This is a genomic window from Pseudoalteromonas sp. KAN5 (genome assembly GCF_022846535.1).
In the GTDB taxonomy this organism is placed as follows: domain Bacteria; phylum Pseudomonadota; class Gammaproteobacteria; order Enterobacterales; family Alteromonadaceae; genus Pseudoalteromonas; species Pseudoalteromonas haloplanktis.
Window position 1 is genome coordinate 3,582,682 of record NZ_AP025589.1, and the last position, 18,898, is coordinate 3,601,579.

11 protein-coding genes and 3 rRNA genes are annotated in these 18,898 nt (G+C 42.6%); 6 read left to right on the forward strand and 8 right to left on the reverse strand.

The genetic code is table 11. From position 1 onward, the window contains the following. The first annotated feature begins 695 nt into the window (after window positions 1-695). From KAN5_RS15960 to KAN5_RS15975, 4 genes are all read left to right on the forward strand, one after another. A 16S ribosomal RNA gene (locus tag KAN5_RS15960) occupies window positions 696-2,237 on the forward strand. A gap of 294 nt (window positions 2,238-2,531) precedes the next feature. Next, window positions 2,532-5,416 (forward strand): 23S ribosomal RNA (locus KAN5_RS15965). Between the two features lie 258 nt (window positions 5,417-5,674). After that, window positions 5,675-5,789, forward strand: a 5S ribosomal RNA gene (rrf, locus tag KAN5_RS15970). The 16S, 23S and 5S rRNA genes sit together here, the layout of an rRNA operon. Window positions 5,790-6,553: 764 nt before the next feature. Then, entirely contained in the window at window positions 6,554-7,810 is a 1,257-nt protein-coding gene (locus KAN5_RS15975; RefSeq protein WP_016710566.1) for an aromatic amino acid transport family protein, read from the forward strand. Between the two features lie 70 nt (window positions 7,811-7,880). On the opposite strand, the gene KAN5_RS15980 is transcribed toward KAN5_RS15975, so the two are convergent. From KAN5_RS15980 to KAN5_RS15990, 3 genes are all read right to left on the reverse strand, one after another. Beyond that, window positions 7,881-8,072: a hypothetical protein gene (locus KAN5_RS15980; RefSeq protein ID WP_016710565.1), complete on the reverse strand. Its 192-nt coding sequence runs from the start codon at window positions 8,070-8,072 to the stop codon at window positions 7,881-7,883. A 478-nt stretch (window positions 8,073-8,550) separates the two neighbouring features. After that, entirely contained in the window at window positions 8,551-9,042 is a 492-nt protein-coding gene (locus KAN5_RS15985; protein ID WP_244390099.1) for a hypothetical protein, read from the reverse strand. Beyond that, the gene (locus KAN5_RS15990) at window positions 9,039-9,374 is read right to left on the reverse strand and encodes a hypothetical protein (RefSeq protein WP_244390100.1); all 336 of its coding nucleotides are present in this window, start codon (window positions 9,372-9,374) and stop codon (window positions 9,039-9,041) included. The genes KAN5_RS15985 and KAN5_RS15990 overlap by 4 nt, the downstream gene beginning before the upstream one ends. A 30-nt stretch (window positions 9,375-9,404) precedes the next feature. Here KAN5_RS15990 and KAN5_RS15995 point away from each other — a divergent pair, with 30 nt between their 5' ends. Beyond that, window positions 9,405-12,230, forward strand: coding sequence for a KAP family NTPase (locus KAN5_RS15995; protein ID WP_244390101.1), 2,826 nt, complete (start codon window positions 9,405-9,407; stop codon window positions 12,228-12,230). 82 nt (window positions 12,231-12,312) lie between these two features. Continuing rightward, entirely contained in the window at window positions 12,313-12,894 is a 582-nt protein-coding gene (locus tag KAN5_RS16000; protein WP_244390102.1) for a hypothetical protein, read from the forward strand. A 470-nt stretch (window positions 12,895-13,364) separates the two neighbouring features. Here KAN5_RS16000 and cysQ read toward each other — a convergent pair whose 3' ends face one another. From cysQ to cysD, 5 genes are read right to left on the reverse strand one after another with little or no spacing between them, the layout of a single operon-like run. Beyond that, window positions 13,365-14,135 (reverse strand): 3'(2'),5'-bisphosphate nucleotidase CysQ, encoded by a 771-nt coding sequence (cysQ, locus tag KAN5_RS16005; protein ID WP_016710564.1) that lies wholly within the window; start codon window positions 14,133-14,135, stop codon window positions 13,365-13,367. 3 nt (window positions 14,136-14,138) lie between these two features. Beyond that, window positions 14,139-14,738: an adenylyl-sulfate kinase gene (cysC, locus tag KAN5_RS16010; protein ID WP_016710563.1), complete on the reverse strand. Its 600-nt coding sequence runs from the start codon at window positions 14,736-14,738 to the stop codon at window positions 14,139-14,141. Window positions 14,739-14,775: 37 nt separating this feature from the next. After that, window positions 14,776-16,500, reverse strand: coding sequence for an SLC13 family permease (locus tag KAN5_RS16015; protein WP_244390103.1), 1,725 nt, complete (start codon window positions 16,498-16,500; stop codon window positions 14,776-14,778). A 30-nt stretch (window positions 16,501-16,530) separates the two neighbouring features. After that, complete coding sequence (gene cysN / locus KAN5_RS16020) at window positions 16,531-17,958, reverse strand: sulfate adenylyltransferase subunit CysN (RefSeq protein ID WP_016710561.1); 1,428 nt, start codon at window positions 17,956-17,958, stop codon at window positions 16,531-16,533. After that, the gene (gene cysD, locus KAN5_RS16025; RefSeq protein ID WP_016710560.1) at window positions 17,958-18,857 is read right to left on the reverse strand and encodes a sulfate adenylyltransferase subunit CysD; all 900 of its coding nucleotides are present in this window, start codon (window positions 18,855-18,857) and stop codon (window positions 17,958-17,960) included. Before cysD ends, cysN begins: the two co-directional genes overlap by 1 nt. Window positions 18,858-18,898 lie beyond the last annotated feature (41 nt).

Consider the following 18,898-nt stretch of genomic DNA (forward strand, 5'->3'; position numbering starts at 1 on the left):
CGTCATTTATCTGTCGCTATAAATGGTCAGTAACTTAACACGATTGGTATCACTCTATTTTTACTACTTACTACGCATATTGATCGCATTGTGGATCATTCAATAATGATCATTGAGTTTAAGGTATTTAAAAGATCTTATGTTTAGTAGGCCAAAGAGGCTGATAAAAGGCCGGTTTAGTATTATTTTTGGGCGTTTAGTTTAAATTATCAACGAAAAGTCATTTATTTCATGTTTTCTTCAAAAAAGGGTTGATCTGTTTTTGGATCTCCCTATAATGCGACCCCACTGAGACGGCAGAGCAGGCAACGCTTAGCGAGGCAGCAGCTAATCAGTAAGTCGAGTAAAACTTGAGTTTAGATTTTTTAGAAAGTTTAAAATTAAGTGTTGACAAAAAAATAGGAAAGCGTAAAATGCGCAGCCCTAGCGAGATAAAGCCAAGTGCTTTAATCGCAACGTTCTTTAACAATATAAAGCAATCATCTGTGTGGGCACTCGTACAGATTGAGTTCTAACAGCAGATTCTAGTTCGCTAGATGACGCAAACAAATTTAGAGTCTCAATTGAACTGAGTGACCAACAGCAATAAATTTATTTATTGCAGCACAGTCAATTCAATATCGAAAGATATTAAATAAATTCAGAATTCATTGAGCGTGTCGGCTCTCTTTATGGGAGAAGACAGAAAAAACTTTTAATTGAAGAGTTTGATCATGGCTCAGATTGAACGCTGGCGGCAGGCCTAACACATGCAAGTCGAGCGGTAACAGAAAGTAGCTTGCTACTTTGCTGACGAGCGGCGGACGGGTGAGTAATGCTTGGGAATATGCCTTTTGGTGGGGGACAACAGTTGGAAACGACTGCTAATACCGCATGATGTCTACGGACCAAAGTGGGGGACCTTCGGGCCTCACGCCAAAAGATTAGCCCAAGTGGGATTAGCTAGTTGGTAAGGTAATGGCTTACCAAGGCGACGATCCCTAGCTGGTTTGAGAGGATGATCAGCCACACTGGGACTGAGACACGGCCCAGACTCCTACGGGAGGCAGCAGTGGGGAATATTGCACAATGGGCGCAAGCCTGATGCAGCCATGCCGCGTGTGTGAAGAAGGCCTTCGGGTTGTAAAGCACTTTCAGTAAGGAGGAAAGGTTAAGTGTTAATAGCACTTAGCTGTGACGTTACTTACAGAAGAAGCACCGGCTAACTCCGTGCCAGCAGCCGCGGTAATACGGAGGGTGCGAGCGTTAATCGGAATTACTGGGCGTAAAGCGTACGCAGGCGGTTTGTTAAGCGAGATGTGAAAGCCCCGGGCTCAACCTGGGAACTGCATTTCGAACTGGCAAACTAGAGTGTGATAGAGGGTGGTAGAATTTCAGGTGTAGCGGTGAAATGCGTAGAGATCTGAAGGAATACCGATGGCGAAGGCAGCCACCTGGGTCAACACTGACGCTCATGTACGAAAGCGTGGGGAGCAAACAGGATTAGATACCCTGGTAGTCCACGCCGTAAACGATGTCTACTAGAAGCTCGGTTCCTCGGAACTGTTTTTCAAAGCTAACGCATTAAGTAGACCGCCTGGGGAGTACGGCCGCAAGGTTAAAACTCAAATGAATTGACGGGGGCCCGCACAAGCGGTGGAGCATGTGGTTTAATTCGATGCAACGCGAAGAACCTTACCTACACTTGACATACAGAGAACTTACCAGAGATGGTTTGGTGCCTTCGGGAACTCTGATACAGGTGCTGCATGGCTGTCGTCAGCTCGTGTTGTGAGATGTTGGGTTAAGTCCCGCAACGAGCGCAACCCCTATCCTTAGTTGCTAGCAGGTAATGCTGAGAACTCTAAGGAGACTGCCGGTGATAAACCGGAGGAAGGTGGGGACGACGTCAAGTCATCATGGCCCTTACGTGTAGGGCTACACACGTGCTACAATGGCGCATACAGAGTGCTGCGAACTCGCGAGAGTAAGCGAATCACTTAAAGTGCGTCGTAGTCCGGATTGGAGTCTGCAACTCGACTCCATGAAGTCGGAATCGCTAGTAATCGCGTATCAGAATGACGCGGTGAATACGTTCCCGGGCCTTGTACACACCGCCCGTCACACCATGGGAGTGGGTTGCTCCAGAAGTAGATAGTCTAACCCTCGGGAGGACGTTTACCACGGAGTGATTCATGACTGGGGTGAAGTCGTAACAAGGTAGCCCTAGGGGAACCTGGGGCTGGATCACCTCCTTATACGATTTAGAACTTATTTGTTCGAAGTGTCCACACAGATGATTGTTAGTTAGTAAGCCGCAAGGTTTATTAATTAATATGCTCTTTAAAAATTTGGAAAAGCTGATAATAAAATTCGTATGAATAACATTGTTATTTATACAGAGTTTTCAAAAGTAAAAAAGAATGATAGCAGTATCATTCAGTGCCATTTAATAAACGTTTACGTTTGTTGATTGGTATCTACTTTAGTATTCAATATTAACTTCTGGCGAAGTTAAACTGTCACAAAACAAAGACCCGTTTGGGTTGTATGGTTAAGTGACTAAGCGTACACGGTGGATGCCTTGGCAGTTGGAGGCGATGAAGGACGTATTAACTTGCGATAAGCTTAGTCGAGCTAGTAAAAAGCACTTGAGACTAAGATTTCCGAATGGGGAAACCCACCTGCTTGCAGGTATCGTTAACTGAATACATAGGTTAACGAGGCGAACGCGGAGAACTGAAACATCTAAGTACCCGTAGGAAAAGAAATCAACCGAGATTCCGGAAGTAGCGGCGAGCGAAACCGGAACAGCCCTTAAGCTTATAATGTGTTAATGGAAGGCTCTGGAAAGTGCCACGATACAGGGTGATAGTCCCGTACATGAAAATGCATTTTAAGTGAAATCGAGTAGGTCGGAGCACGTGAAACTTTGACTGAATATAGGTGGACCATCATCTAAGGCTAAATACTCCCAACTGACCGATAGTGAACCAGTACCGTGAGGGAAAGGCGAAAAGAACCCCTGTGAGGGGAGTGAAATAGAACCTGAAACCGTGTACGTACAAGCAGTAGGAGCAGACTTGTTCTGTGACTGCGTACCTTTTGTATAATGGGTCAGCGACTTATATTTTGTAGCGAGGTTAACCGATTAGGGTAGCCGTAGGGAAACCGAGTCTTAACTGGGCGAATAGTTGCAAGGTATAGACCCGAAACCCGGTGATCTAGCCATGGGCAGGTTGAAGGTTGAGTAACATCAACTGGAGGACCGAACCCACTAACGTTGAAAAGTTAGGGGATGACCTGTGGCTAGGAGTGAAAGGCTAATCAAACCGGGAGATAGCTGGTTCTCCCCGAAATCTATTTAGGTAGAGCCTCGGACGAATACTTACGGGGGTAGAGCACTGTTAAGGCTAGGGGGTCATCCCGACTTACCAACCCTTTGCAAACTCCGAATACCGTAAAGTACTATCCGGGAGACACACGGCGGGTGCTAACGTCCGTCGTGAAGAGGGAAACAACCCAGACCGCCAGCTAAGGTCCCAAAGTCATAGTTAAGTGGGAAACGATGTGGAAAGGCCCAGACAGCCAGGAGGTTGGCTTAGAAGCAGCCATCCTTTAAAGAAAGCGTAATAGCTCACTGGTCGAGTCGGTCTGCGCGGAAGATGTAACGGGGCTAAACTATGCACCGAAGCTGCGGATTCATCTTAGGATGAGTGGTAGGGGAGCGTTCTGTAAGCCGTTGAAGGTGTGCCGGGAGGCATGCTGGAGGTATCAGAAGTGCGAATGCTGACATGAGTAACGATAATGCGGGTGAAAAACCCGCACGCCGGAAGACCAAGGGTTCCTATCCCATGTTAATCAGGGTAGGGTAAGTCGACCCCTAAGGCGAGGCCGAAAGGCGTAGTCGATGGGAAACGGGTTAATATTCCCGTACTTGGTATAATTGCGATGGGGGGACGGAGCAGGCTAAGCAAGCATGGCGTTGGTAGTCCATGTGAAAGTGAGTAGGTTGGTGACTTAGGAAAATCCGGGTTGCTAAGACTGAGACACGAGACGAGTCACTAAGGTGATGAAGTTGCTGATGCCATACTTCCAGGAAAAGCCTCTAAGCTTCAGATTATACCGAATCGTACCCCAAACCGACACAGGTGGTCAGGTAGAGAATACTAAGGCGCTTGAGAGAACTCGGGTGAAGGAACTAGGCAAAATCGTACCGTAACTTCGGGAGAAGGTACGCTCCTATCTGTGATGAGATTTACTCTCTAAGCGGACGGGAGCCGCAGTGACCAGGTGGCTGGGACTGTTTATTAAAAACACAGCACTGTGCAAAATCGCAAGATGACGTATACGGTGTGACACCTGCCCGGTGCCGGAAGGTTAATTGATGGGGTTAGTTTTCGGACAAAGCTCTTGATCGAAGCCCCGGTAAACGGCGGCCGTAACTATAACGGTCCTAAGGTAGCGAAATTCCTTGTCGGGTAAGTTCCGACCTGCACGAATGGTGTAACCATGGCCACGCTGTCTCCACCCGAGACTCAGTGAAATTGAAATCGCAGTGAAGATGCTGTGTACCCGCGGCTAGACGGAAAGACCCCGTGAACCTTTACTACAGCTTGGCACTGAACATTGAACCTACATGTGTAGGATAGGTGGGAGACTTTGAAGATGAGACGCTAGTCTTGTTGGAGTCGTCCTTGAAATACCACCCTTGTAGTTTTGATGTTCTAACGTTGGCCCCTGAATCGGGGTTACGGACAGTGCCTGGTGGGTAGTTTGACTGGGGCGGTCTCCTCCCAAAGAGTAACGGAGGAGCACGAAGGTTGGCTAAGTACGGTCGGACATCGTACGGTTAGTGTAATGGTAGAAGCCAGCTTAACTGCGAGACAGACACGTCGAGCAGGTACGAAAGTAGGTCATAGTGATCCGGTGGTTCTGAATGGAAGGGCCATCGCTCAACGGATAAAAGGTACTCCGGGGATAACAGGCTGATACCGCCCAAGAGTTCATATCGACGGCGGTGTTTGGCACCTCGATGTCGGCTCATCACATCCTGGGGCTGAAGTCGGTCCCAAGGGTATGGCTGTTCGCCATTTAAAGTGGTACGCGAGCTGGGTTTAGAACGTCGTGAGACAGTTCGGTCCCTATCTGCCGTGGGCGTTTGAGAATTGAGAGGGGTTGCTCCTAGTACGAGAGGACCGGAGTGAACGAACCGCTGGTGTTCGGGTTGTCATGCCAATGGCATTGCCCGGTAGCTACGTTCGGAACTGATAAGCGCTGAAAGCATCTAAGCGCGAAGCAGGCCTCGAGATGAGTTCTCACTAGACTTTTAAAGTCTCTGAAGGGCCGTTGAAGACTACAACGTTGATAGGCAAGATGTGGAAGCATGGTGACATGTTAAGCTAACTTGTACTAATTACCCGTGAGGCTTAACCATACAACGCCAAACGCGTTTTATCATTTACGTCCATGTAAATGACTAAAGCCGCACAAGTGCGTTAAAATCTGTTCCAGACAGATTTTTATGTGACTGTTTAAGCGCAGAAGTTAAGATTGTAGGTCGTGATTTATCGCGACAACTAAAGTAGATTTACTGACAGCCGTAAGCCATAAGCTTTCAGCCGTCAGAAAACAATTATCAGCCATTTTCCAAATTTTAGTTAGTGCGTAGTAATACGAACTGACACCAAATTTGCTTGGTGACAATAGCGTTTTGGACCCACCTGACCCCATGCCGAACTCAGTAGTGAAACGAAACAGCGCCGATGATAGTGTAGCATTTGCTATGTGAAAGTAGGTCATCGCCAGGCTCCAAATAAGAGAAACCCGTTACAGCAATGTAACGGGTTTTTTGTTGTCTGGAATAAAGTATAGCTTTCAGCGTTAAGCCGTCAGCTATCAGCCGCACAGTGTCAACCTGGATACCGTAGCGTGAGTTGAGTATCTGATACTCATGGATAAATAAAGCCACAGACAATGAGAGCGTAGCATTTGCTATGTGGCTCTCTACCGCTGTAGGCACTACGTCATCCCAGGCTCCCAATAAGAGAAACCCGTTACAGCGATGTAACGGGTTTTTTGTTGTCTGGGATAAAGTATAGCGCTCAGCGATAAGCCGCACAGTGTCAACCTTATACACCGTAGCGTGAATTGAGTCTCTGACACCTACGGATTAAAGAACGCCACGAACTCCTCAGAGCGCAACATACACCTTTAAAACGGCTTGCCTCTTTAACTCTCCTATACTTTAATCTTGAAAAACTCGAAACTCGAAACTCGAAACTCGAAACTCGAAACTCGAAACTCGAAACTCGAAACTCGAAACTCGAAACTCGAAACTCGAAACTCGAAACTCGAAACTCGAAACTCGAAACTCGAAACTCGAAACTCGAAACTAATTTCCTCTATTTGTGAGTGAACTTTCATTTTATGACCGTTTCAAATTCATGACAGTAAGTAACCGAGTAATTACAAATTAAGCTATATTTTTTACTTAAATACATCGCCAAAAACTGCAATAGTGGGTTAACTTCTATATGCTCTGGCCAAATTATTATACTAATAGGTTAAGTGCATGAACTCTTCCACAGATGCTACGCAGTATGACGCATCGACAACAAGTAACTCAAAATGGAATTTTCATGATACCCAGTGGGTATTAAGTCTTTTTGGTACTGCCGTTGGGGCTGGTATTTTGTTTTTACCAATCAACATCGGTATTGGTGGATTTTGGCCGCTGATCATTTTAGCGTGCATGGCGTTGCCGATGACATTTTTAGCCCACCGTGGCTTAGCGCGTTTTGTGCTGTCATCAAAAAATAAAGATGCGGATTTTACTGATGTGGTCGAAGAGCACTTTGGTGCTAATGCGGGTCGATTAATTTCTCTTTTGTACTTCTTATCAATCTTTCCGATTTTATTGATCTATGGTGTAGGTTTAACCAATACCGTTGATAGCTTTATTGTTAATCAGCTTGGTATGGAATCACCTTCTCGAGTACTACTTTCTGGTGTGTTAGTTGCTGGTATGATTAGCCTCATGCTTGGCGGTGAGCGATTGATGCTTCGTGCTTTTGCAATTTTAGTGTATCCCTTAGTAGGAATTTTATTGTTCTTATCGTTGTACTTGATCCCTAGTTGGCAAGTGCCCAATATGGCCTTTCCTGAGTTTACAGGCTTTAGTAAAACATTGTGGCTGTCAATCCCTATTATTGTGTTCTCATTTAGCCACGCAGCGGCGATCTCAAGCTTTGTAAATGTGCAACGAAGTCACTATGGCGATCAAGCGACAGCTAAGTCTGAGGCGATTCTAAAGCGTACTAGCTTGTTGTTAATTGTATTTGTGCTGCTATTTGTATTTTCGTGTGTACTATCTTTAACACCAGAGCAAATGCTGCAAGCTAAAGCACAGAACGTGTCAATATTGTCTTACTTAGCTAATGTCACAGATAACTCATTTATTGCCACGTTTGGTCCTTTGGTTGCATTTATTGCTATTACCTCATCTTTCTTAGGTCATTTTTTAGGTGCGCGAGAAAGCTTTAATGGGTTGGTGACTAAACAAACAAGCTTATCGATGAAAAGTGCTGATAAAATTGGTGTAGCTATCATGTTCTTTGCTATTTGGTTTTGTGCCGTTAAAAACCCAAGTATCTTAGATATGATGGATCAACTATCGGGGCCAATTATTGCGATGATATTATTTATCATGCCGATGATTGCGGTATATAAAGTGCCAGCATTAAAGCAGTACCGTGGCATGAGTTCTTTGTTTGTATTGGTGGTAGGCTTATTAGCAGTGGCCGCTTTGATCTATGGTTTTGTTGCTTAGTGAGTCGCTATCGAGTATTTAGTTAGATCAAATAAAAGCCCTGTAGGTGCAAACTTACAGGGCTTTTAGATTATGCTATTGCAGCCATAGCGCGGGCTCTAATATCAGCAGCAAAGATTAGACCTTTTTTAAAACTTGCTTCTGCAGCACAAATAGCATCTGCATCGCCATTTGCTGCCAATACACCTTGGCTTAGCGCATTATAGAGATTTTTAATCTGTGCTTGGTAGGCTGAATCAATCGCACTTTCGATAGTCGTCATTACTTATTCCATAGAATCAATTAATTGAATCACGAATGTTAAAGCACAGATGCTGATTTTACGAGCGGCTTTTTAGATAGAGGAATATTTTCGTAACTAAAGCCTCCGGTGGGAAGTTTAGCTTACTGTTTATGTCGGCTGATTTTGTGATACTCAATTAACTCTGTAATGGTCAATTTAACGTTGACTTGCTTGTCAGTCCTTTTCGGGATAAATCCCGACCCTACAAAAGAACGGAAATACCAGACTTTTGTGCAGCGCGAAGCGCCTCGGTGAGCTTAGTCGTGAGATTGTTTTTTCCAATAGAATGCAGAGCAGGACTTTTTGTGGCTGAAGCCACCTCCTGCGAGTGAAGTGCTGGCTTATAACTTACCGCTTTAAGCTCTACAGCTTATGGCTTAAACATGCTGGGTTTCGCATAGCTCTACCCAGCTCAGGGTAAACAATTTAATTATCTATCAATTTTATCTAGGCTTAGCTACTCGAAGTTTTCCATTGTCTTCATTAAATTAAATGGCTTCTTTAATTTTTCTAAACTAGAAAATTGTTCACGTATATCTTCAGGCAAAATAAAGTAATCAGCTTTAGTTCGCTCGAAAGTTAAAGGGATTGTCATAATTAATTGGTTGTACTGATTAAGTATGGCTTTATCGCTATCTTTTAAGGCCCGCAATTTTGCTGAAAGTAATGTGAAACGCTGCAACTCATCATGTGTGCATAAATCTTGCGTCTTTGCATAATGATAAGATAAGACGCTACTAAGCACATTCCAGTCATCTGAAATATGTTTAACGTCATTTGGAGTTATGACTATTGATGTTTGCTGGCATTTTTCAAGCTTCGTATCATATGCTTTTATTGAGTTATGGTATTCAACCGTTAAATAACTAGTGAGGTTATCTTCGGCTATATTTGCATATGTTAAAAAGGAACTGAATAAAGCAAGAGAAAAAACAATAAAATTATTCATTTTGCTGCCTCGCAACCGTTATAGACAGCCTTCCAGAACTGTCTTTCTTTAGATGTTTTAGCTTTAATTGCTTGAAGACCAGATATCGTTTCTATGGTTTTTCGGGCTAAGCTCGGAGAGCTTTTTAGTGCAGCAGAAAAAGCATCAAAATCAGTTTGAGTGAGGTTATAGTGACTTTTAATGATGCCATTACCCGCAAAAATGTTAGCAAAAGTACCAACTGTAATTGTTGCACTGAGCCACTGATTAATTTCTTTTATTCGTCTTATTTCTTTTACAGCTAGCTTGCCGCGCTCAGAAAACTCCAGATCATTAATTTCAGGACATTTCATGATTACTCCTTGTTATTGAATTCCATAAATATGGAGCCTAGCAAAAGCAATCTAAATATTGTACCTGAAAATTGTAACCAAGAAGTAGAGCTCTTAAATTTCTATTTTTATTCAACAGGGTATACACTGGCTTGGTATATGGTTTATAAGGATATTAAATTGTCGCAGCCTCTTCCTATTCCAGCCCAGCGTTGGTTGTCACTGTTACTGTGCGCAATTACCGCGTCCGCGATTACAGTATTTTTAAGTAATGTCAGCTTTGTACAACAAGCCTGTGCAAGCTGGGGCAGCATTTTAAATACAAGCCCTGTACTGCATTATAGTTTTGCTTTCCTCGCAGGTATTGGCATCAAGCTAATGCTGGATAAGTTTTATATCTCCCACGCCAAACGCAGTATAGGGTTTAGTTGGCAATATCCACCAGTAACAATCAGTGTATTGTTTAGCTTACTTTGCATTGTGGGTTATGTGTACTTCACGCATTCCAATGAAATAGTAGAACAACTGACTGCTCATACCTTTGTCAGTTTTAAGTTTCTGTCACTGAGCTTTTTAGCTATTGCAGCAACTACTATCTATCAAACAAAACTGTACACAGAAAAGCCTATATTTTCAGCGATACTGTACGCGGTATCAGCATTTTATTTATTTTCAGCAATAAACTTAGTTGAGATAGAACATGCATTCTGGGTGTTTTTATTTATAGCAGCTGCCTATTTGGGTATATCGGTATATTTGTTATGGGAGCGGCTAAAAGCATCTAGTGCAGAGTCGAGAGTCGAATCAAAACAAGAAGCGGAATTAACGCTTGAGAGCTTAGAAGATTTTCGAAAATGGTTTAAAGATGATTCAACCATTAAACATACTGAGCAATTAGAGCCTGATTTACGGATTTATGCCACTCGTATTACTGAACGGCTGTTGACCGGTGGTGATAAAGAAGGATATGAGAAAAAGGGAGCGCAACATATCGCTCTTTGTGGGCCATTTGGTTGTGGAAAAAGCAGCATAGTTGATTGCATTGCAAATGATTTAGCAAAAAGCCCTAAGCAAGGTAGTGTCTGGATCCACAGTGATATATCAACGTGGGGCGCAGCCAGCGGCAGTGTCGCGCATGTAATACTGAGCCATATTATTGATGATATCAGCCAGCACTTAGATATGTGTGCTTTTCGGTCTTTGCCAAAACATTATACCGAAGCCCTAAAATCAGGCGGCAGCTTTTTTCAATTTGCATCTGCACTACTCGCAGGCCCAATTGATATTGAGCAAAGTTTTAAAAAGCTTAACAATGTTCTTAAAGTAACCAACTATAAATTACTGATCACCCTGCAAGATGTAGATCGCGGCACCGGTGATGAAAACGAAAAACGCCTAAATGATATCGCTGCGTTGCTGGATAGGTTGAAAGATAGAAAGCTAAGTCATATCAACTTTATCATCGCTATAGGTAATGAAAATGAAATTGCCGCAGAAGTAATATCAAAAGTGACTGATTATAGGGAGGATATTCATAAACAGAATGTTCTAGTGGTATTACGTAAATTCATTGAAGTAAGTATCAATTATGCGATTGCAGAAGGCTGCTTTGTTATTTTTGAGGGGGAAATTTTAACCGCTGACAAATTAATGCGCATTTTGCGTGGGGGACGTGATTGGTACTTTTTAGAGCAAAAATTAATTGAAGTGGAAAACCAAATCTATTCAATTCTACAACTTAAAAAGATTCTTCGCAGAGTAAATCAGATTTGGCAAAAAGATAGGTTAATGGGAGAAATTGATTTTATTAACTTATTGATGGTTATTACTTTACGAGAAGTTAATCTCAAATCATTTGAGTTATACACAAAGTTAGAACCTTACAATATTAAAGCTCTGAGATCACATCATGAGTATGATCTAAAGCCATTTATTTTAGAGTGTTCAAGTGTAGGAAAAGAAGATGACTATCTAACTCGTTTTTATATCGAAATGCTTGATATAACAGCTGATAGAGTTCTTAATCCAGCGAAAAATCATGTACTAGATAACCCAGATGCTAAGTGGCAGCAAGATGGAAGTTTCAAAAATCAAGGTGTTGGATTTAATAATGGTTACACGGATTATTTAGTAAGAGTTTTAGCTGAGCGCATACCGCAAGAGCAGGTATCAGATCAAAATGCCATTGCAAATGTAATTGAACTTTATGAATTAAAGCTAAATGATACAAAAGGCATACTTTTATTTATAAACCGTTATCTTGGCTTTAGCGATAAAGAAGTTATAAATTTTGAACGGTTCTTTGGTGTAGTCGATGATAAGTTTAGCGCTATAGAAAGTATTGGTAAAAGTATTATGAAACGGCCTCCTTTGGCTGATTATGGAGTTAATTGTGGTGTAGAAGAGGTACTTAAAAAATTGCTGGCAGAAAGTTTAACAATACATAATTTACAATATTTATTTAGTAGCCTTTTGGATAAAGGGTCATTAGGTGCTAATAATGAAAGCTCGAAGCGAGTAGAGTTTCTATATGACTTTTTAACCTTTCTAGGAGTTACTTCAGGGAAAACAGGCGTCTTTAGCCCTAGTTCAATAAAAGGAGCAGTTAGGTTTTTGGCTACCCCTTCAAACAAGTCGGCCTATTGTTTGTTTTATTTATTGTTGTTATCACACCGGGTGTCAATGTCTGACGAGCTTACAAATGATGAAATTCTAGAAAAGTTAAATAAAATTAAATTTGGAAGTCAAACACTGGATAAAATTTTAATCAGGCCATTAGATAAACTGCCAACTATTGATACTACCAACCTGACAGAGTTTAAGAATGTAAGTCATTTAAATTTGGAAACCAAACAGCTTTCAGGGCGAGATTTTTAGTTGGTTGATATGGGGATATATGAGGATACAAACTACTTGCCCGCAGTGTATAAGTGAAGCTGGTACTTATACGGCTTTTATAATGCAGTCACAGCAGTTAATTGATGATGGTATTCATAAAGTTGTTTGCGATAGAGGGCATAAATATACAGTTGAATTAAGAGCTCAAAAGTTTGAAATGCTTTTTGATATAGCTGTAAATGCAATTGGTGATGGATATATGAGAGAGGCAGTTGCTTCATTTGCAGCATCACTCGAGCGCTTCTATGAATTCTTTATTAAATATCATATTCATTCATTAGGAATTGATGAAAGTATTTTACTCAATACATGGAAGGAAGTTTCTAATCAATCTGAAAGGCAGTTAGGTGCTTTTACTTTTCTATTTCTAGCAAAATATAATGAGAAGCCTCAAGTACTCGATAGTAATGCGGTAAAGTTTAGAAATAAGGTGATCCATAAAGGGTACATACCTACAGAAGCTGAAGCTATAGGTTTTGGTGACAAAGTTTATAGTGTCATTAAAGGGACAGCTCAAAAGTTGGAATTAAGTGAAGGGAAAAGGTTATATAGCTACTCTATCGCTTCACTCTGCCTTGTTCAAAAGGAGCTAAGTATTCGTTGGCGCAACAGTCAAAAGCAATCTCGATGGATCATAAAATAAATGGAACCAGTTTTAGAGATTATAAAAGTATTTTGAAACAATTTAGAATAGACGATGTTCGATGAACCTTTACAGAAATTTGAAGCTGTGTCTGTAACTTTCTCTGTGTAGCGAAGCGCCTCGGTGTTCTCTGTGGTGAAATTCGTTTTTTCAAATAGAATGCAGAGCAGGATTTTTCGTGGCTGAAGCCAACTCCTAAGGGGGGACGCTTTTATGTCTTGTAGGTCAGGCTTTAGCCTGAAAAATGTGACGGGATAAATCCCGACCTACAAAAGAGCGGAAATACCAGACCTCAGTGCAGTGCTGGCTTATAACTTACCGCTTTAAGCTCTACAGCTTATGGCTTAAACATGCTGGGTTTCGCTTCGCTTTACCCAGCCTACGTCTCAACACTCAACCCAGCCTACGATGATAAATTTAACGCCGGTCTGCTCTTTAACTGACGGCTGATAGCTTACAGCTGAAAGCTCTTATTCTTCCAGTGCTGAAACTACAAAATACGGGTTTAAGTATTCATCTTTGGTGTTGTATAACAGCGGGCTGCCGTCGAGTTTAGTGACTTTTGCACCAGCGATTTCGGCAATCGCATGGCCGGCACCCGTATCCCATTCGCAGGTTGGGCCGAGGCGTGGGTAAATATCGGCACTACCTTCGGCGACTAAACATAATTTGAGAGAACTACCTTTGGAGACCATTTCAACGTCATCAAATTGTTTTACAAACTCGGCTAGATCAGGGGAAGGGTGCGAGCGGCTGCCGACAACACGAATTAACCCTTTGTTAGCTTTAGTTGTTACTTTAAGTTCGATGCGCTCATCGCCGCGGTCTTTAAAGGCGCCGATGGCGTCGCTTGCGAGGTAAGATACGCCTAAGGCAGGGGCGTCTACTACGGCTAATATGGGTTTGCCATTTTCAATTAACGCGATGTTGACGGTAAACTCACCGTTCTTTTTAATGAACTCTTTGGTGCCGTCAATTGGATCGACTAACCAGTAGCGGGTCCAAGTTTTTCGTACATCCCAGCTAATATTCGCGCTTTCTTCACTGAGTACTGGGATGTCTGGAGTTAAGTGGGCTAGGCCATTGGCAATCACTTTATGAGCTGCTAGATCGGCGTCGGTTACTGGGCTTTCATCGGCTTTGTATTCAACGTTAAAATCCTTTTCGTAAATCCCCATAATGGCGCTGCCAGCTTGGCGGGCGAGGATCAATATTTCTTCGAGCAGTTCCGTTTGGTTCATGACTTAACCTTTGATTATTTGCTGTTGCTTTAGATACGCTATCAGCTCTTGCACCGATTGGTCTAGGGTGTTTTTGCTGGTATCTAAAATTATTTCTGGTGAATGAGGTATTTGATAGTCTGAATCAATACCAGTGAAGTGCTTTATTTCACCAGCACGGGCTTTTTTATACAAGCCTTTTGGATCGCGGCTTTCGCATACGTCCAGTGGGGTGTCTAAAAACACTTCGATAAATTCACTCTCGTCGACCAAGCCTCTTACCATATCGCGTTCGGCACGGAAGGGGGAAATAAATGCGGTGAGCACCAAAAGCCCCGCATCGACCATTAGTTTAGCGGTTTCACCCACACGACGGATATTCTCAATCCGGTCTTCGTCACTAAAGCCTAAATCTTTACACAAGCCATGGCGTACGTTGTCGCCATCAAGCAGGTAAGTATGGATGCCTTGCTGATTAAGTGCGCTTTCTAATGCGTTAGCAACGGTGCTTTTACCTGAGCCTGAAAAACCAGTAAACCATAAAATTGCTGGCTTGTGACTTTTTTGCTCGCTACGCTGTGCTTTAGTAATGGCATAATTATGCCAAACAATGTTCTCATCCATTGTAAAACTCTCTTATCAAATACTAAGTAGCGCTGGCTTAAAAAGGAAACACCAGCGGAATAAGGGTTAATACCGTTATTGAATAAATAATAGAAAGCGGTAAACCCATTAATACATAATCTTTTAAGCGATAGTTGCCGGCGCTATATACCATTAAGTTAGTTTGATAACCGAACGGGGAGATAAAGCTCGCTGATGCACCAAACGCCACCGCCATAATAAATGGTAGTGGATCAACATTAAAACCAATCGCTAATGCATAGGCGACAGGGAATGATAATGCCGCAGCTGCGTTATTAGTGATCAGCTCGGTAAACATTACGGTCATCACAAAAATAGCGATAAATGCCCCGTAGGGGCCAAAGTCACCCAACACATAAAACATCGCGCTGGATATTTGCCCCGCAAGGCCGGTGCCTATCATCAGTTTAGCAAGGCCAATGGCGCTACCTACCACTGCGAGTAACTCTATCGGAAAGCGACGTTTTACTTCACTGAGCTTAATAGTACCAGTAAGCATTAAAGCAATTAGTAATACTAATAGGCCCTTAACTAAAGGCACGATGCTGAAAATACTAAGCGCGAGTACACCCGTAAAACTGGCAAGTACTAAGTTTGACTGTTTCGGCGCTAAATGAGTTTGTAAATCAAGCCCAGAGATATACACAAATTCTCGCTTTAGGTTAGGTAAATTATAAAAATCTTTACCGGGGGCGAGGATCAGCGAATCGCCAGCTTGTAATTGTACTTTACCTAATCCACCTTGTAAGCGGTCGTGGCCGCGACGAATGGCAATAACGGCAGCATGAAACTGTTCGCGAAAGCGAATTTCTTTGACTGTTTTGCCAATAAACTTTGACGATTGGCTTACGACTACTTCAACAAGGTGCTCTACGTCTTTTTCGTGTTTATCATGGACGACTTTTAAACCGTCAAAGCGGGTGAGCAGTGGCACTGATTTGATGTCGCCAACAAACAATAATATATCGCCAGACTTTATCACTTGTTGCGGAGTTACCGCACAAATACGCCTGTCGCCACGTAGAATTTCAGCGAGGAATAAATCTTTAAGCTCGCGCAGGCCATTTTCTTCAACGCTTTTTCCTATCAGTTTTGAGCCTGGCTCTACTTTACCTTCGAGGTAGAAAGGCACGACTTCTTGGTCGTTTTTACCGTTGTCAGGCAAGTATTTTAGCATCACCAAAATAGTGATAAGGCCCACACTTAATGCGCCTAAGCCAACTAAGGTAAAGTCGAAAAAGCCCAGTGGTGCCATGCCTGCATCAACGGCAAAACCGTTGACGATTAAATTAGTTGAGGTACCAATTAAGGTAATTGTGCCACCTAAAATCGCGGTATACGACAGCGGTAATAGTAGCTTAGAGGGGGAATGTGTAGGGCTGTCTTTAATCGCGGTAATAAGCGATGCGACAACCGCTGTATTGTTAGTAAATGATGATAAAAAGGCAGTAGAAAGCCCAAGCTTTGTTACTGAGCTGGTTAAGCTTCCTTTTGATAATGATTGGGCAAGCTTTTGTACTAGCGTGGTTTTTTCAACCGCGATAGAAACCAACACTAAAAGTACTAAGGTGATCAGTGATGGGTTAGCGTAGTTGATCAACATATCTTCAAGCTCGATTAAGCCACCAAGATAAGCGGTGCCAATTGCGCCAACAAAAAGCCATGCTGGCTTTAGTCGTGTACCAAAAAGGCACCCGACTAAAGTTAGCATTATGCCTGTTAATACTAGCTGTTGATACATGCTTTATACGTCCTTAACAGGCAAAGTTGATTATTTAAGCTTTGAGATATCAAGCGCTTGCCAATGAGGAAAGTGCTTGCGTACTAAGGCATTAAATTCAACTTCAAACTCACTAAAGTTACTTGTTTGTTCTTGCTTAGCAAGTACAGTTTCAATCATACCCGCAGCAACCGTTAAGTTAGATAAACGGTCGATCAAAATGAAAGCACCGGTTTCGTGATTGTTGTGATAAGCATCAGCCAAAATAGTTTCGGTCAACTCTAAAGTTACAATCGCGATTTCGTTTAGCTGTAGGCTATCTGCACTGCCGTGCTCAAGGGTGTTCACATCGATAGTGTGATCAATCTTTTTCACGATCGCTGAGGTGTTTTTACTACCTAACTTAAAGTTGTAGCTTTTACCTAACACCAACGGTGCTTCATGCATCCATACAAGTTTTGCTTGTACTTGGTTTGTAACTGTTGCGGTTGACTCAGCAGGTACAATGACGTCCCCTCGGCTAATATCAATTTCAGTGTTAAGTGTTAAGGTTACTGCTTGGCCAGCTTCGACTGTGTCTAAGTTCCCATCAAAGGTTACGATCTCTTTGATGCTTGATGTTTTGCCAGATGGTAATACTTTTACAGCATCGCCTACACGTAACTTTCCTGAGGTTAATGTACCTTGGAAACCACGGAAGTTCAGGTTAGGGCGCACTACATATTGCACAGGAAAACGCGCCTCAAAGCCTGTGTCTGTTTCTGCCGCTGGCGAGTCTTCTAATAACTCAAGCAGTGGTTTGTCAGTGTAATACGGCGTGTGCTCAGAGCGTGTTACTACGTTATCACCTTTAAGTGCCGACATAGGTACAAACTTAATGTTAGCTACGTTAAGTTGCTCGGCAAATTTTAGGTAATCTGCTTTAATGCGCTCATAAACAGTTTCGTCAAAATCAACGATATCCATTTTATTGATTGCTACAACAAATTGTTTAATGCCTAAAGAGTCACAAATAAAGCTATGGCGTTTAGTTTGTACTTGTACGCCATAACGCGCGTCAACAAGAATGATAGCCACGTCACTGGTGGATGCGCCAGTTACCATGTTGCGGGTGTATTGCTCGTGCCCTGGGGTATCAGCAATAATAAACTTACGTTTTGCTGTTGAAAAATAACGGTACGCTACGTCAATCGTGATGCCTTGCTCACGTTCGGCTTGGAGGCCGTCAACCAGTAGCGCTAAATCTAGCTCTTCACCAGCGTTACCTACTTTTTCGTTATCTTTGTGCAATGCCGCTAATTGATCTTCATAAATCTGGTGACTGTCATGTAATAGGCGGCCAATCAGGGTTGATTTACCATCATCCACACTACCACAGGTCAACATACGTAACAGGCTTTTATCTTGTTGGCGAGCAAGGTAGGCGTCGATGCCAATTGCTCTTACTTCATTAATTGTATCGTTAGTATTGGTAGACATTAGAAATAGCCCTCACGTTTTTTCTTTTCCATTGAACCTGCTGAATCATGGTCAATCACTCGGCCTTCACGCTCTGATGAAGTCGATAGCAGCATTTCTTCGATAATCTCAGTCAGTGAACTGGCTGTTGATTCCACCGCACCAGTAAGCGGGTAACAACCTAAAGTACGAAAACGCACTGACTTCATCATGGGTACTTCGCCATCAGCAAGTGGCATACGTTCATCGTCAACCATAATCAAGGTGCCGTCACGTTCAACCACTGGGCGCTCTTTAGCTAAATAAAGCGGAACCATGTCAATGTTTTCTTGATAGATATATTGCCAAATATCAAGTTCAGTCCAGTTAGAAAGCGGGAATACACGAATGCTTTCGCCTGGGTTAACTTGGCTGTTATAGGTATTCCAAAGCTCAGGACGTTGGTTTTTTGGATCCCAGCGGTGGTGTTTATCTCGGAACGAGTAAACACGCTCTTTTGCTCGTGATTTTTCTTCATCACGGCGCGCACCACCAAATGCAGCGTCAAAGCCATACTTATCAAGAGCTTGCTTTAAGCCTTGAGTTTTCATAATGTCGGTGTGCTTACCAGAGCCATGGGTAAATGGGCTGATATTAATCGCTAAACCTTCAGGATTTTTATGGACGATTAAGTCAAAACCATACTCTTTGGCAAGGCGATCACGAAATTCGATCATTTCTTTAAACTTCCAGTTGGTATCAACGTGAAGCAGTGGAAATGGAATTTTACCTGGGTAAAACGCTTTACGCGCTAAGTGTAAAAGTACCGATGAATCTTTACCGATAGAGTAAAGCATAACTGGGTTCTCAAACTCAGCAGCAACTTCGCGCATGATTTTGATACTTTCAGCTTCTAATTGCTGAAGGTGAGTTAAAGCCATTGTTAGTCGTCCTACTAAAATGATTAAAAGTTAAAATCTAA

Excerpts from the sequence above, each read along its gene's own strand:
- KAN5_RS15990 (WP_244390100.1), bottom strand. The coding sequence starts at position 9,374 with ATGAAATGTCCTGAAATTAATGATCTGGAGTTTTCTGAGCGCGGCAAG.
- KAN5_RS15985 (WP_244390099.1), bottom strand. The coding sequence starts at position 9,042 with ATGAATAATTTTATTGTTTTTTCTCTTGCTTTATTCAGTTCCTTTTTA.
- KAN5_RS15995 (WP_244390101.1), top strand. The coding sequence starts at position 9,405 with ATGGAGCCTAGCAAAAGCAATCTAAATATTGTACCTGAAAATTGTAAC.
- cysC (WP_016710563.1), bottom strand. The coding sequence starts at position 14,738 with ATGGATGAGAACATTGTTTGGCATAATTATGCCATTACTAAAGCACAG.
- KAN5_RS15975 (WP_016710566.1), top strand. The coding sequence starts at position 6,554 with ATGAACTCTTCCACAGATGCTACGCAGTATGACGCATCGACAACAAGT.
- cysN (WP_016710561.1), bottom strand. The coding sequence starts at position 17,958 with ATGTCTACCAATACTAACGATACAATTAATGAAGTAAGAGCAATTGGC.
- cysQ (WP_016710564.1), bottom strand. The coding sequence starts at position 14,135 with ATGAACCAAACGGAACTGCTCGAAGAAATATTGATCCTCGCCCGCCAA.
- KAN5_RS15980 (WP_016710565.1), bottom strand. The coding sequence starts at position 8,072 with ATGACGACTATCGAAAGTGCGATTGATTCAGCCTACCAAGCACAGATT.
- KAN5_RS16000 (WP_244390102.1), top strand. The coding sequence starts at position 12,313 with ATGCAGTCACAGCAGTTAATTGATGATGGTATTCATAAAGTTGTTTGC.
- cysD (WP_016710560.1), bottom strand. The coding sequence starts at position 18,857 with ATGGCTTTAACTCACCTTCAGCAATTAGAAGCTGAAAGTATCAAAATC.
- KAN5_RS16015 (WP_244390103.1), bottom strand. The coding sequence starts at position 16,500 with ATGTATCAACAGCTAGTATTAACAGGCATAATGCTAACTTTAGTCGGG.